This window comes from Clostridium sp. 1001275B_160808_H3 (assembly GCF_015550425.1).
In the GTDB taxonomy this organism is placed as follows: domain Bacteria; phylum Bacillota; class Clostridia; order Clostridiales; family Clostridiaceae; genus Clostridium.
Genome location: NZ_JADNAT010000014.1, coordinates 1 through 13,498, shown reverse-complemented (window position 1 = coordinate 13,498; position 13,498 = coordinate 1). Strand labels below are relative to the sequence as shown.

At 28.3% G+C, this 13,498-nt stretch carries 16 protein-coding genes, 2 tRNA genes and 1 rRNA gene; 4 read left to right on the top strand and 15 right to left on the bottom strand.

From position 1 onward, the window contains the following. Positions 1-11: 11 nt before the first annotated feature. From I2A75_RS11605 to I2A75_RS11590, 4 genes are all read right to left on the bottom strand, one after another. Entirely contained in the window at positions 12-239 is a 228-nt protein-coding gene (locus tag I2A75_RS11605; RefSeq protein WP_195264630.1) for a glutaredoxin domain-containing protein, read from the bottom strand. Between the two features lie 38 nt (positions 240-277). Next, positions 278-1,213, bottom strand: a complete 936-nt coding sequence (gene trxB / locus I2A75_RS11600) for a thioredoxin-disulfide reductase (RefSeq protein ID WP_195264628.1) — start codon at positions 1,211-1,213, stop codon at positions 278-280. A 207-nt stretch (positions 1,214-1,420) separates the two neighbouring features. Beyond that, complete coding sequence (locus I2A75_RS11595) at positions 1,421-3,859, bottom strand: ATP-dependent Clp protease ATP-binding subunit (protein ID WP_195264627.1); 2,439 nt, start codon at positions 3,857-3,859, stop codon at positions 1,421-1,423. A gap of 67 nt (positions 3,860-3,926) precedes the next feature. Beyond that, a complete protein-coding gene (locus tag I2A75_RS11590) occupies positions 3,927-4,382 on the bottom strand; it encodes a CtsR family transcriptional regulator (RefSeq protein WP_195264626.1) in 456 nt (151 codons plus the stop codon). A gap of 159 nt (positions 4,383-4,541) precedes the next feature. Between I2A75_RS11590 and I2A75_RS11585 the strand changes: the two genes are divergently transcribed. Next, positions 4,542-5,177: an MBL fold metallo-hydrolase gene (locus I2A75_RS11585; protein WP_195264625.1), complete on the top strand. Its 636-nt coding sequence runs from the start codon at positions 4,542-4,544 to the stop codon at positions 5,175-5,177. Positions 5,178-5,217: 40 nt separating this feature from the next. On the opposite strand, the gene I2A75_RS11580 is transcribed toward I2A75_RS11585, so the two are convergent. The 7 genes from I2A75_RS11580 to I2A75_RS11550 all read right to left on the bottom strand — a co-directional run bounded on the left by I2A75_RS11580 (position 5,218) and on the right by I2A75_RS11550 (position 8,868). After that, positions 5,218-5,388 carry a 4Fe-4S binding protein gene (locus I2A75_RS11580; RefSeq protein ID WP_008681251.1) on the bottom strand — a complete coding sequence of 57 codons (171 nt, stop codon included), beginning with the start codon at positions 5,386-5,388 and terminating at the stop codon, positions 5,218-5,220. 125 nt (positions 5,389-5,513) lie between these two features. After that, a complete protein-coding gene (locus I2A75_RS11575) occupies positions 5,514-5,717 on the bottom strand; it encodes a heavy-metal-associated domain-containing protein (RefSeq protein ID WP_195264624.1) in 204 nt (67 codons plus the stop codon). Between the two features lie 13 nt (positions 5,718-5,730). Beyond that, complete coding sequence (locus I2A75_RS11570; RefSeq protein ID WP_195264623.1) at positions 5,731-6,636, bottom strand: stage 0 sporulation family protein; 906 nt, start codon at positions 6,634-6,636, stop codon at positions 5,731-5,733. A gap of 3 nt (positions 6,637-6,639) precedes the next feature. Next, on the bottom strand, positions 6,640-7,575 hold the full coding sequence (locus tag I2A75_RS11565) for a DNA polymerase III subunit delta' (protein ID WP_195264622.1): 936 nt from the start codon (positions 7,573-7,575) through the stop codon (positions 6,640-6,642). Between the two features lie 17 nt (positions 7,576-7,592). Then, a complete protein-coding gene (locus I2A75_RS11560; protein WP_008681260.1) occupies positions 7,593-7,922 on the bottom strand; it encodes a cyclic-di-AMP receptor in 330 nt (109 codons plus the stop codon). A gap of 90 nt (positions 7,923-8,012) precedes the next feature. After that, positions 8,013-8,642 carry a dTMP kinase gene (gene tmk, locus I2A75_RS11555; RefSeq protein ID WP_195264621.1) on the bottom strand — a complete coding sequence of 210 codons (630 nt, stop codon included), beginning with the start codon at positions 8,640-8,642 and terminating at the stop codon, positions 8,013-8,015. 19 nt (positions 8,643-8,661) lie between these two features. Beyond that, on the bottom strand, positions 8,662-8,868 hold the full coding sequence (locus I2A75_RS11550; RefSeq protein WP_195264620.1) for a sigma factor G inhibitor Gin: 207 nt from the start codon (positions 8,866-8,868) through the stop codon (positions 8,662-8,664). Positions 8,869-9,123: 255 nt separating this feature from the next. Here I2A75_RS11550 and I2A75_RS11545 point away from each other — a divergent pair, with 255 nt between their 5' ends. Beyond that, positions 9,124-10,275, top strand: a complete 1,152-nt coding sequence (locus I2A75_RS11545) for a M20 family peptidase (RefSeq protein WP_195264619.1) — start codon at positions 9,124-9,126, stop codon at positions 10,273-10,275. A 39-nt stretch (positions 10,276-10,314) separates the two neighbouring features. Here I2A75_RS11545 and I2A75_RS11540 read toward each other — a convergent pair whose 3' ends face one another. Beyond that, the gene (locus I2A75_RS11540; RefSeq protein ID WP_195264618.1) at positions 10,315-10,833 is read right to left on the bottom strand and encodes a hypothetical protein; all 519 of its coding nucleotides are present in this window, start codon (positions 10,831-10,833) and stop codon (positions 10,315-10,317) included. Between the two features lie 282 nt (positions 10,834-11,115). On the opposite strand from I2A75_RS11540, the gene I2A75_RS11535 reads away from it, so the two are divergent. Together I2A75_RS11535 and I2A75_RS11530 are read left to right on the top strand one after the other, a co-directional pair. Continuing rightward, the gene (locus I2A75_RS11535; protein ID WP_195264617.1) at positions 11,116-12,063 is read left to right on the top strand and encodes a magnesium transporter CorA family protein; all 948 of its coding nucleotides are present in this window, start codon (positions 11,116-11,118) and stop codon (positions 12,061-12,063) included. Positions 12,064-12,143: 80 nt separating this feature from the next. Beyond that, positions 12,144-13,064, top strand: coding sequence for an LD-carboxypeptidase (locus I2A75_RS11530; RefSeq protein WP_195264616.1), 921 nt, complete (start codon positions 12,144-12,146; stop codon positions 13,062-13,064). A 32-nt stretch (positions 13,065-13,096) separates the two neighbouring features. Here I2A75_RS11530 and I2A75_RS11525 read toward each other — a convergent pair. From I2A75_RS11525 to rrf, 3 genes are all read right to left on the bottom strand, one after another. Continuing rightward, positions 13,097-13,171 (bottom strand) — tRNA-Cys (locus I2A75_RS11525). Positions 13,172-13,176: 5 nt separating this feature from the next. After that, a tRNA-Phe gene (locus I2A75_RS11520) sits at positions 13,177-13,252 on the bottom strand. A gap of 5 nt (positions 13,253-13,257) precedes the next feature. Then, positions 13,258-13,374 (bottom strand): 5S ribosomal RNA (gene rrf, locus I2A75_RS11515). Positions 13,375-13,498: the final 124 nt, after the last annotated feature.

The window sequence follows — 13,498 nt, the reverse complement described above, 5'->3', positions numbered from 1 at the left end:
TCACCTACTTATTACTTATTTTTAGCTAGTTCTATCTTATTCTTATCAAAACCAACTATTATTTCTCCATCTATATCAATTACTGGTACAGTTCTTTGACCTGATACCTTGAACACTTCTTCTCTATCTTCATGCTTATCAGCTACATTTATCTCTTTATAATCCCATCCCTTCATTTCAAAAAATCTCTTTGCTTTTATACATGATGGGCACCATGATGTTGAATATATTTTTATCATATTATCTCTCCTCTAATCTTTCTTTAAATCTCCATTAATTATTTTTTACTTTCTACTACGTATTTTTCTGCTTGTAATGCTGCTATAGTTCCATCTGCAACAGCAGTTGTTATTTGTCTATATTCTTTTTCCCTAACATCTCCAGCTGCATAAACACCTTCAACGTTAGTTCTCATACATTCATCAGTTTTTATATAACCATTAGAAGTCAAGTTTATATAATCCTTGAAATGATCTGTTTTTGGTACTGTTCCTATAAATCCAAATACAGCATCCATAGGTATCTCTTTCTCAGATCCATCTTTAGAATTTTTTATTATAGCTTTTTCTACAAAGTCATTTCCATCTACATTAACTAAATCTTCATTGAATAAAACTTCTATCTTAGGATGATTCATAACTTCTTCAATCGTAGCTTTTTCACCATTAAAGTAATCATGTCTTCTTATCATAACTACCTTTGAAGCAAATCTAGTTAGGAATAGAGCTTCTTCTAAAGCAGAATTTCCTCCACCTACAACTCCGATTATTTTCCCTTCATACATTGCACCATCACAAACTGCACAATAATGAATTCCTTTTCCTGCAAACTTTCCTTCATTTGGAATAGGTAATTTCTTAGGAGTTGCACCTGTTGCTATTATTACAGTTTTAGTTTTATATAAATAACTATTAGTTTCGATTATTTTTTCTTCTCCACTAAAATCAACTTTTTCAACCATATCGAATTCATCTATTTCAGCTCCAAGCTCCTCAGCTTGCTGTTGCATTAAATCAGCAAGTTCTGTTCCTGAAACCTTTTTAAAGCCAGGATAATTTTCTATTGTATAACTATTTCTGACTTGACCTCCAAGAATTTGGTCTTCTAATAAAAGCATGTCTAACTTAGCTCTTGTTGCATATATTGCCGCAGTTAAACCTGCTGGTCCACCACCGATTATAATTAACTCTTTATGTTTAACTTCTTTACTCATGACTCGCTCCTTCTACCCCCCAGGGGTATTTCTTTAATCTAATTATATGCTTCTATAAATTAAAATGCAACTATTTTTAAATAGTAATTTTTATCAATTATCCTTATTTAACTTTTCTTCTCTTAATATTATTACTCGTTACCTAATAAATTATTAATAAATAAAAACAAGAGAAGATTTCTCCAAATGGAAAATCTTCTCTCTATACTATGATATATGCTTAAAATAAAGTTCCTCTCCATTGCAATATACTTCTAAATTATCTCCACCTTTAATGCAACCTTTTAACATCTCTTCACTTAACTTATCTTCTAATTCTTTTGTTATTATTCTTCTTAATGGCCTTGCACCATAATTAGTATCTACACCTTTATTTACTAGGAACTGTTTACTATCTTCATTTAAGTTAATTGTTATTTTTCTTTCTTTAAGCTTATCTATGGTATTATTTAACATTAAATTTACAATTTTTAATATATCACTATCTTTTAATTTATGAAAAACAATTATATCATCAATTCTATTTATAAATTCTGGTTTGAATTGCTGCTTAATTTCTTCCATAATATTTTTTTTCATCTTTTCATACTCGCTATCAACTAAACTATTTGAAGTTGAAAATCCTAAAGTATTTTGTTTCTTTATATCATGAGCTCCAACATTAGATGTCATTATAACTATTGTATTTTTAAAGTTTATAATTTTCCCCTTACTATCTGTAAGTCTTCCATCCTCCATTATTTGCAATAATATATTAAATACATCTGGATGAGCCTTTTCTATTTCATCTAATAATATAACTGAATAAGGATTTCTTCTTACTGCTTCTGTTAGCTGTCCACCTTCATCATAACCAATATATCCTGGAGGGGCTCCTATTAGCCTTGCTACAGAATGCTTTTCCATATACTCTGACATATCTATCCTAATTAAATTTTTCTTATCACCAAACATAGCTTCTGCTAATGCATTTGATAGTTCTGTTTTCCCAACCCCTGTTGGTCCACAGAATATAAATGTTCCTATCGGTCTATTAGGATCCTTTAAACCAACTCTTGCTCTTCTCACTGCTTTAGCAACTGCCTTTACAGCTTCTTTTTGCCCTATAACTCTTTTATGCAGTGTATCTTCAAGCTTTAATAATTTTTCTGATTCTTGCTCTGTTAATTTCTCTAAAGGAATTTTAGACCAACTTGATACTACTTTTGCAACTTGTTCCCTGTTAACAATATAATTATTGCATTCAATATCGGTCCTATCCATCTTTAAATTATACAGTTTATCCTTTAATTGTTTTTCTTTATCTCTTAAGTAGGCTGCTCTTTCAAAGTTTTGATTTTTTATTGCTTCTTCTTTTTCTTTATCGTTATTCTCTAATTGAAGTTGTAAATTTATTATATCTGGTGGTGAAATTAGATTCTCTATTCTTACTTTTGAAGATGCTTCGTCAATTAAATCAATAGCCTTATCTGGCATGAATCTATCTGTAATATATCTATCTGATAACTCTACAGCTGCTTCTAAAGCTTCATCTTCTATTTTTACCATATGATGAGCTTCATATCTTTCCCTAAGGACTTTTAATATATTTAATGTTTCTTCTTTTGATGGCTCTTCAACTCTAACTGGCTGAAATCTTCTTTCTAAAGCTGAATCTTTTTCTATATGCTTTCTATATTCATCTATAGTTGTAGCACCTATACATTTTATTTCTCCTCTTGCTAAGGCAGGTTTTAAAATATTTGATGCATCTATGGCACCTTCAGCTCCCCCCGCTCCAACAATAGTATGAATTTCATCTATAAATATTATTATATCTTTAGAACTTCTTATTTCATCCATTACTTTTTTTAATCTATCTTCAAATTCTCCTCTATATTTTGCCCCTGCTAACATAGAAGTTAAATCTAATGAAATTATTACTTTATCTTTTAGTATTTCTGGTACATTTCCATTGACTATTCTTTGGGCCAATCCTTCAATAACTGCTGTTTTACCTACTCCAGGCTCTCCAATTAAACAAGGATTATTTTTTATTCTTCTGCACAGTATCTCTAATATTCTTCTATTCTCATTTTCTCTTCCTACTACTGGATCTAATTTTCCTTCCTTAGCCATCATAGTTAGATTCCTTCCATACTGATTTAATAGAGGAGTTTTGACCATTTTTTTCTTATTCTTATCTTCTATCTTTATTTCCTCTACTTCCTTATCATATAGATAATTACTTATATCAGTTTTTATTAATTTAAAATCTAACTTTAATGTAGAAAGTATCGTATAAGCTACCCCTTCTTTATCGTCTAATAAAGCTAACAAAATATGCTCTGGATTTATATAATTATGATCATATATTCTTGCTTTTACTAGACTATCATCAAATAATCTCTTTGTTCTAGGATTAAGTAACATCTCACCTACTGATATATCTATATCTCCAAAACCAAGATAATCTTCTATAAGCTTTCTCACTTTATCAATAGTAGCTCCATTAATATATAGGACTTGCTTTGCATAACCACCTTCTTTTAGCAACCCTAAAAGAATATGCTCAGTTCCTATATATCCGTGCTTAAAATATTGTGACTCTTTTTGAGCCTCTACTAGTACTAATTGTGCCCTCTCTGTTAACTTCCCAAAAATCATACATACCTCCATACCCTATTGCTAAAATTAACAACTACACAGATAAACCTTGGCCACTTAAAATATTTTACGATAATATAACTGTAATAATTCCTTTTAACATATCAGCTCTTAATTTATTTTTATCCTCAACAGATACTAGAGTTCTGTCATTTAAAGATATCTTTATTATTTCATATTCCTTTTCTGTAATATTTTTAGTATCTTTTAAATGATCTAGTATAGATAATGCGCTTCCATATGTTATACTTTCTCCTATCGAAGTATTTATTAATGACAGCCTTTCATCCTTATCATCGTATGTTATTTTTTTTATTACTATGCACCCTCCACCGCCTCTTTTACTTTCTATTATATAACCTTTTTCATAAGTAAACCTTGTTGTTAGAACGTAATTGATTTGTGATGGTGCACATGAGAATTTATCTGCTAATTCATTTCTTTGAATTAATACTTGTCTTTCTCTTTCTTCATCTATCATATCTTTAATAAAATTTTCTATTGTATCTGAAATTCTTGCCATATTTACACCTTCTTAAACCTATTTTTTAAATTGACCTTCTTTGACTTTTATTATATATTATAAATTTTAATATGTCCATTTTACTAATTTTATTTTCTAAAATAAAAGCGAATGATATTAAGTTTTTTATCCAAACTATATATTGAGAGGTGAGTAAATATGGAAATTAAATGGATTGATAATACAAGTTTTTTAATAAAAAATTCTACTGGTAAAAGGATTCTTTTAGATCCAATGCAAATATATCCCTATATAGAAAAATATGATTTAAATCCTGATATAATTACATTTAGTCATACTCATAATAATGAAATTATTAATGAATATGTTAATAAAGACTGTATACTAATAAATTCAGCTTGTTCATTTTCAAATGATTTTGTCACATTAGAAGGATATAAAACATTTAAAGATGACATTTCTGGATATAAACGCGGCGAAAACATAATATATTTATTAAACATAGATAAATTTAGAATTTGTCATCTTGGCACCTTAGGACATCAGCTTGATGATGACTTATTAGATAAGCTAACTAATTTAGATTTTTTATTTATTCCAATAGGCGGTCATTTTTGTTTGGATGGTTTTTCTGCTGCTAAACTCGCCTTACTCTTAAAACCTAGATATATAATTCCAATGTTTTTTAAAACCTCTTCTGAATACTTTTATTTAGATGGGCCTCATAAATTTTTATCTTCATTAAAAAATATTTTATCCTATAATACAAATACTATATATTCTAATGATTTATCTTTTAAAGATAGATGTTCTGTAATATTATTATCTGCATAAAAATAAAGAACCGCTATAATTAGCGGTTCTTTATGTAAAATTATGCTTGTACTGGAGCTCCTACTGGACAAACATTTGCACAGTTTCCACAATCTATGCAAGTGTCCTCATCGATAACGAATTGAGTATCTCCTTGGCTTATAGCATTAACTGGACATTCTGCAGCGCAAGCACCACAGTTTACACATGAATCTTCTATTTTGAATGCCATAAAAAGCACCTCCTAATATTATGAATTTATTTCACAATCTATTTTATCATAAGGATTTAAATTTTTAAAGACTTAAGAAGAATTTATATAATATGATACTTCACTTTATTTTTCTATTATTTTGTTTATATTATACTATAGCCTACTTCTTCAATAGACATAATGATTTTATCTTCAGTTATACTTTTATCATCATATACTACACTTACTTCTTTTTTAGATAGACTTACCTCACAAGCAATAACCCCTTCATTATGTGCCACAGCTTCTCTTATGCTAATAACATCATCATTTGTATTAAGATTTGCAACCTTTAATAGTGATTTCATTAAGCTCTCCCCCTTAATTATCTTTTATAAGATCCTTTATTAACTTTTTGTCTTCTGGTGATTCTATTTCTAGTTTTATGTCTGATTCATCTACTGAGTCTTCATAACTACCTTCAACAAGCTCAATATCATCTATTTTAAATTCTTCTACTACTTCTTCATCGCCTCTTCTATATTTGACCTTCACACTTTCCTTAACAGTACTATTGCTTATAACTTCACCAGTAATATCTCCCATAGAAACAATAGATCCTGCTTTAGGCAATCTCTGTCTTATATCTTCATATGTGCTTTGCTCATAATTTAAACAGCACATTAACCTGCCACATATTCCTGATATCTTTGTTGGATTTAAAGATAAATTTTGCTCTTTTGCCATCTTTATAGATACAGATGCGAAATCTCCAAGGAATGTAGAACAACATAAAGGTCTTCCACATGGTCCTAGCCCGCCAAGCATTTTAGCTTCATCTCTAACCCCTATCTGTCTTAATTCTATTCTTGTTTTAAATATAGTTGCTAAGTCTTTTACTAATTCTCTAAAGTCTACTCTTCCATCAGCTGTAAAATAGAATATAACTTTATTATTATCGAAAGTATACTCTACATCGATTAATTTCATATTTAATCCATGTTCTTCTATTTTCTTTAGGCATATATCTAAAGCATCCTTTTCCTTCACTTTATTATCCTTATGTTTATTTATATCATCTTCTTCTGCAACTCTTATAACACTCTTTAATGGTGCCACTATATCAGTTTCTGGTATTTCTTTAATACCAATTACACATTCTCCAAACTCTATTCCTCTCGCTGTTTCTACAACAACAAAATCGCCTTTTTTTACATTTAAATCGCTTGGATCAAAATAATATATTTTACCGGCCTTCTTGAATCTTACGCCTACAACTTTTATCATTATTTAAACCTCCATAAAACCTATAAGCATCACTCTAATCGTTAATTGAAAGTTAGAATTACTTAATAATGTTACTCTAGCGTCCCCAATTTTATCGATTATTTTATTAAGCTTCTTATAGGACATTTCAATAGCTAATTGTTTTATATTTTCTATTTTATCCCCATTTATTATTCCACTAGTATCGCTTATTTCTTTATAGACAATTACGTCTCTTATAAAGGAGGCTAAAATGTTTAGTATTTCTTCTTTTCTATCTTTAAACGATAATATCTTATCTTCAAAGTCTAAAAGACTTTTCGTATTACTACTAACTAATGTATATAATAAATCAATTAATATGTTTCTTAAATCCTTTAATGAGGAATCCCTTAGAAAATCCTCAGCTTTTCCTGGGATTCCTTCACTATATGCAATAGCAGCATTAATTTCATCACTACTACAATCATCAATTCCTAAACTTTCTATATAAATCTTAACTTCATTCTTTGTTAGTGGAGTTAACTTATATACTTGACATCTTGATTTTATAGTATCTAAAATAAGCTCTAAACTCTCACATAACAGAATAATAAAAACACCTTTTGGTGGTTCTTCTATAGTCTTTAAAAGAGCATTCTGTGCTTGTACTGTCAACTTATTTCCATCATAAATTATAATAACTTTTTTATCGCCTTCAAATGGCTTCTTATTTATTTCATCAACAATTTCTCTTACATCATCTACCCCAAAAGAGGCTTTTTTAGATCTATAATTTACAATGTCTATAGAATTTCTATCTTCACGTACCCCTAATATACTTTTAGCTAGTATATTAGCTAAACTACTCTTTCCAATTCCATCTTCTCCAACAATTATATGTGCATGGGAAATTTCATCTTTCTCTATTCTTTTTTTAAAACTATCAATTATTCTTTCGTGCCCAATAAATTTCCCCATTACACCCTCCAATGTAATTATATTTTAATAAATTGATCTACATCTATAACGAATATAGTAGCTCCCCCAACTTCAATTTCTATAGGGTATGACATATACATGTCAACATTTCCTGTGATAGGGGTTGGCGTTGTTATAACTTGTTTTCTAGTTTTACAAACATCTTCTACAACATCTATAACCGCTTGAACTTTATCTTTTTCAACACCTATAATTAAGGTTGTATTTCCTGATTTTAAAAACCCTCCAGTTGATGCTAACTTAGTAACTCTAAAGCCTGCTTCTGTAATTGCATCTACTAAATCTAAAGCATCATCATCTTGTACCATAGCTATTACCAATTTCATATTAACCCCTCCAATAAAATTATACTCCTATAATAATATTCTATCATAAAAGATATACAAATTGATTAAAATTTTTTCTCTCAATATATTTTATTTAATAAAATCAGTAATTATTTCTTTTACAACCTTAAAAACTTCATCTATTGATTTTTCTGCATCAATTTTTACAAACTTCTCTTTATTTTCTTTATATAGTTTTAGATATCCATCTCTTACTTTATTATGAAAATCTATTTTTTCTAAATCTAATCTATTTATTTCTCTATCTTTATTTTTATTTATTCTATCTAATCCTATTTCTGGTGATATATCAAATAATATATTTAAGTCTGGCATATATTCACCTACTGCAAATTTATTTATTTGATATATTTCATCTACTCCTATATTTCTAGCATATCCTTGGTAAGCTAGTGATGAGTATATAAATCTATCACATAAAACTATAGTTCCTCTATCAATTTCAGGAATAACTTTTTCAACTAAGTGTTGCCTTCTAGCGGCAGCATATAGTAATGCTTCTGTTCTGCTGTCCATTTTTGTATTCTTAGTATCTAATATTACTTCTCGTATATCTTCTGATATTTTAATTCCACCTGGCTCTCTAGTCTTAATACACTCTATATTACCTTGAACTAGATAATCATATACCATGTCCAATATTGTGCTCTTACCAGATCCTTCTCCACCTTCAAATACTATAAATTTTCCTTTGTCCATTATTTATACCTCATGCTATTTAAAAATTGTAGTTGCTTAATATCCACTCTTTTATTCTATCTTTATAAAAATTATACTCAAAATCATCAACTGTCATTGTTGCTATCTTATCATTACAATAATGGCATAATAAGCTTTTCTCTATAATTATATCACTATATACTTCTTTCCCACAAATCTTACATTTATTTTCATTTTTATCTATTCCTTTTATTAATAAATCCATACTATCCCATCCTTTTATAATAATTTTATTATAATTCTCACCAAATAACATTATTTCTATACTAAAAAAGCCTATATATAAATGAAAATTCTTTATATCTAGTCTAAATAATAATATTTATATAAAGCATTTATATTGAATTTATATAGACCTTTAAATACACATTTCAAATTTACTATCTTATTAAATATTTAATAAATAATTATTTGAATTTAAGGGAAAATTAAAAACAAGATAATTTGGGAGGAAAATAATATGAAACAAGAAATGATTTATTATTTAGAAAAAAATAAAGATGACATAAAGAAATTAAATGATTATTTATACAATAACCCTGAAGATAGTTACAATGAATATAATAGTTATAATTATATTTGTAATTTCCTAGTTGATCATGACTTTACTGTAAAAAAGGAATTTTTAGAATTAAAAACGTCCTTTTATGCATCTAAAGGAAATGGTCATCCTAAAGTATGTTTTTTATGTGAATATGATGCTGTTCCTGGCGAGGGACATTTAACTGGTCATAACTTATTAACATCAACTTCAATTGCTGCTGCTTTAACCCTAAGTTCTATTATTGAAAAAATAGGTGGTACTATAATACTGATAGGCTGCCCTGGTGAATATCTAGGAGGAACCAAATCCGTTATGGTAAAACAAGGTGTCTTCGATGATATTGATGTTGTTTTAGTTGCACACCCTGATACTATAACCTCAGAAAGTGGAAGCTCATCTGCTATAATACCATTAAGTATAAAATTTATAGGTCATAGTGGATTAAGCTTTTTAAATAAAGGTACATATACATCTCTAGACGGTATTCTTTTAACATTTAATATTTTAAATTCATTATTAAAGGGATTCCCAGAAGATGTAGAAGTAAACTCAATATTATCTAATGGCGGTTTTACCCCTTTACTATTACCGCTAGAATCTGAAGCTAAATTTTATATTAGAGCTAAGGAAATGGATATGGCTAAAATTGCAGAAAGCAAGTTGAGAGAAATTGCTATTTATGTTTCAAAACTTATAAGAGTTCAATATTCAATATCTTTATATGAACCCGAAAATGAAGAACTAATAACTAACAGAACTTTAAATAGATTATTTAGCCATAATTTAAAGGAAAATGGTATAATAAATATTTCTGGTCCAAGAGATATTTATTCTGGATTAAGCTTAGGAATTGTTAGTAAAAAAGTTCCTTGCATTCATCCTTATATATCAATAGTTCCAGATAACAGCATAAAGTATGGTACAAAAGAATTTGCTAAAGCCACAATATCTGATTATGGCTTTGAAGAAGCAATGAAAGCTGCTTTATCTTTATCCTTTACAGGGCATGATATTATATTAAATGAAAATCTTTTATCAGAAGTAAAAAATGAATTTTATAAAAAATAGGCTCTATATAGAGTCTATTTTTCTATATAGAGCCTTTTATTATATAATTTCTTTTCTTACTAACTTACATTTCAACTCTCCATGTTTTATTAACTTAGTAATAAATTTATCGCTTGGCTGAAATTTAATTTTTTCGATTTTATCTCCATTTTTAAAAATGCAATAATATGACTTTGTATTAATTCTATTACATAAGTATCTTTTTGATTTTTTTAAAAATTGATATTCTTTAGGTATAGATGATCTCTCACCTATATACAATACATCAGAAATTCTTATACTTTCTAAATTTTTTTCTTCTTTATTATTAATTAGATTTATTATAAGCTTGTCTGCTATCACTGCATATTTATAAGACACTGAACAACTTCTAATTTCTTTAACAATCAAAATTATAGTTACTAACACTAGAGATATATTAAATATATGACCAATTATATGTCTATTATATTTAGATCTCTCTACTGCTTCTCCTAAATATAATGTAGTTGTTATCACAAGTAAGATCATTGAAATAACTGGTACTCTCTTTTTAGCAACAACTTCTCTATGCATCATTTCCTATTTATCCCCCATCAAGATATTACTTTATTCGTTTAAGCAATATTGTGATTATACTAATTATCCGTACTTTTATCCACATTAATATTTAATAATTAATAGGCTTATTTTTATCATCTCTTTTGATTGAATTAAATTATTTTCTGAATATACATTTTTTCTTTTGATATCTTCATTTATCTATATCAATAATTTTAAAAATAAAAATTTAATTATCATAGTACAAACAAGCATATTAATAGTATAATTATCTTTGAGATTTACTTAAGGAGGTTAATTATGATACAAATTTATAAAAGCATTAGTGAACAAAATCCATCACTGAAAATTCTTGATAATCTAGAGCCAGGTTGTTGGATTAATATTATAGCGCCTTCTGATGAAGAATTAATTTTAATTTCAAAGAAGACAGGTGTTCCATTATCATTTTTAAAAGCTCCATTAGACGATGAGGAAACTTCTCGTATAGATATAGAAGATAATTGTTTATTAGTTGTAGTAGATATTCCATTTACTGAAATGGAAGATAACTCACTTACATATGATACATATCCTTTAGCAATTATTCATACAGAAAAGCAACTTATAACAGTATGTCTAAAGAATAGTCGTATTTTAACTGATTTTATAAATGGTAAAGTGAAATCATTTTATTCATTTAAAAAATCAAGGTTTATATTACAAATATTAAATAGAATATCGAATTCTTACTTAATTTATCTAAGACAAATAGATAAAAAGAGTTTAATGATAGAAAAAAGATTGCATAAATCTATGAAAAATAGAGAACTTATTCAACTACATTCATTAGAAAAATCATTGGTTTACTTCTCTACATCACTTAAAGCAAATGAAATTACTCTTGAAAAAATGCTAAAACTAGATATAATGCAAAAATATGAGGAAGATCAAGATGTTCTAGAAGATGTTATAATTGAAAATAAACAAGCTATTGAAATGACTGAAATATATAGTAATATTCTTGCAAGTACAATGGATTTCTTCGCTTCTGTTATTTCAAATAACCTGAATATAGTTATGAAAGTTTTAGCTTCTGTTACAATATTAATGGCAATACCTACTGTTATTGGTGGTATATTTGGAATGAATTTTATAAAAATGCCACTAATTAATAATGAATATGGTTTTGAAATTACAATGGTTATTACATCAATATTAACTTTTGGTGCAGCATATTTATTGTATCGAAAAGATATGTTTTCATAGAAATAAAGCTAGTTATCAGTACTAGCTTTATTTTTTTTGTAGTATATTTACATATAAATAATTTTAAGTAGGTGCATATATTGTTAAAATTAAAAACATTAGATAGTTCTGCTACTATCGGTATTATTGCTCCGGCATCATCAGAATCTAGGGAATTTATAGATAAAAAAATCGATATATTTAAAAAGCTAGGATTTAAAATAAAAAAAGGTAAGCATTTATATGATTCTTATGGATATTTAGCTGGAGATGATAAAGCCCGTGCTGATGATCTTAATTCCATGTTTGCTGATAAGGACGTAGATGCTATAGTTTGTCTTAGAGGTGGCTACGGGTCAATTAGAATGGCTTCTTATTTAGATCTAAAACTGATAAAGAATAATCCCAAGCCCTTCTGTGGATATAGTGATATAACCTTATTATTAAATTATATTAATAAAACTTGTAAGTTTACGACATTCCATGGTCCAATGATAACATCTAATTTTGATGATATCATGACTAAAGAATACTTCTTAAAAATTTTTTCAAATAAAAATTCTAAAATAATATACAACTTGAAAGATATATGTGTGGATAATTATCTAGTATGGAACAAACAAAATTTTAAAGGTAATATCGTTGGAGGAAATTTATCTATAATTTGTTCTACAATTGGGACTCCATATGAAATAGATTTTAAAGATAATATTCTACTTATTGAAGATGTCAATGAAAGCCCTTATGCTGTGGATAGAATGTTATCACAACTAATTTCCTGTGGAAAACTTCAAAAGCTTTGTGGAATAATGATAGGATATTTTACTGACTGTACAAATAAAGATACTGATTTTTCAATAGATGAGATTATAAAGCAAAAATTACTTCCATTAAATATACCTATTATTCAAGGTCTTCCTATAGGTCATGATTATCCTAATATAACTATTCCAATAGGCTCATTATTCGAATTCCTATCCGATAATGATTTACTTATTCAAAAAAAGATAATTTTCAAATAAAAAAATCCTACAAGTAATCTTGTAGGATTTTTTGGAGGCGCCACCCGGATTTGAACCGGGGAATAAAGGTTTTGCAGACCTCTGCCTTACCACTTGGCTATAGCGCCATACCTGGTGGCTCGACCAGGAATCGAACCAGGGACACGAGGATTTTCAGTCCTCTGCTCTACCGACTGAGCTATCGAGCCACATTACCTGGCAACGTTCTACTCTCCCACACAGTCTCCCATGCAGTACCATCGACGCTGTAGAGCTTAACTTTCCTGTTCGGAATGGAAAGGAGTGTTTCCTCTACGCCATCATCACCAGATTTCAGAGTGTTCTCTGAAAATTGTATACGAATTAATTTTAAGCCTGTTTTTATTGGTCAAGCCCTCGACCTATTAGTATCAGTCAGCTAAATATGTTACCACACTTACACCTCTGACCTATCA

Bases quoted from the DNA above. Each gene is read 5' to 3' on its own strand.
- I2A75_RS11605 (WP_195264630.1), bottom strand. From the start codon at position 239: ATGATAAAAATATATTCAACATCATGGTGCCCATCATGTATAAAAGCA.
- trxB (WP_195264628.1), bottom strand. From the start codon at position 1,213: ATGAGTAAAGAAGTTAAACATAAAGAGTTAATTATAATCGGTGGTGGA.
- I2A75_RS11595 (WP_195264627.1), bottom strand. From the start codon at position 3,859: ATGATTTTTGGGAAGTTAACAGAGAGGGCACAATTAGTACTAGTAGAG.
- I2A75_RS11590 (WP_195264626.1), bottom strand. From the start codon at position 4,382: ATGGCAAGAATTTCAGATACAATAGAAAATTTTATTAAAGATATGATA.
- I2A75_RS11585 (WP_195264625.1), top strand. From the start codon at position 4,542: ATGGAAATTAAATGGATTGATAATACAAGTTTTTTAATAAAAAATTCT.
- I2A75_RS11580 (WP_008681251.1), bottom strand. From the start codon at position 5,388: ATGGCATTCAAAATAGAAGATTCATGTGTAAACTGTGGTGCTTGCGCT.
- I2A75_RS11575 (WP_195264624.1), bottom strand. From the start codon at position 5,717: ATGAAATCACTATTAAAGGTTGCAAATCTTAATACAAATGATGATGTT.
- I2A75_RS11570 (WP_195264623.1), bottom strand. From the start codon at position 6,636: ATGATAAAAGTTGTAGGCGTAAGATTCAAGAAGGCCGGTAAAATATAT.
- I2A75_RS11565 (WP_195264622.1), bottom strand. From the start codon at position 7,575: ATGGGGAAATTTATTGGGCACGAAAGAATAATTGATAGTTTTAAAAAA.
- I2A75_RS11560 (WP_008681260.1), bottom strand. From the start codon at position 7,922: ATGAAATTGGTAATAGCTATGGTACAAGATGATGATGCTTTAGATTTA.
- tmk (WP_195264621.1), bottom strand. From the start codon at position 8,642: ATGGACAAAGGAAAATTTATAGTATTTGAAGGTGGAGAAGGATCTGGT.
- I2A75_RS11550 (WP_195264620.1), bottom strand. From the start codon at position 8,868: ATGGATTTATTAATAAAAGGAATAGATAAAAATGAAAATAAATGTAAG.
- I2A75_RS11545 (WP_195264619.1), top strand. From the start codon at position 9,124: ATGAAACAAGAAATGATTTATTATTTAGAAAAAAATAAAGATGACATA.
- I2A75_RS11540 (WP_195264618.1), bottom strand. From the start codon at position 10,833: ATGATGCATAGAGAAGTTGTTGCTAAAAAGAGAGTACCAGTTATTTCA.
- I2A75_RS11535 (WP_195264617.1), top strand. From the start codon at position 11,116: ATGATACAAATTTATAAAAGCATTAGTGAACAAAATCCATCACTGAAA.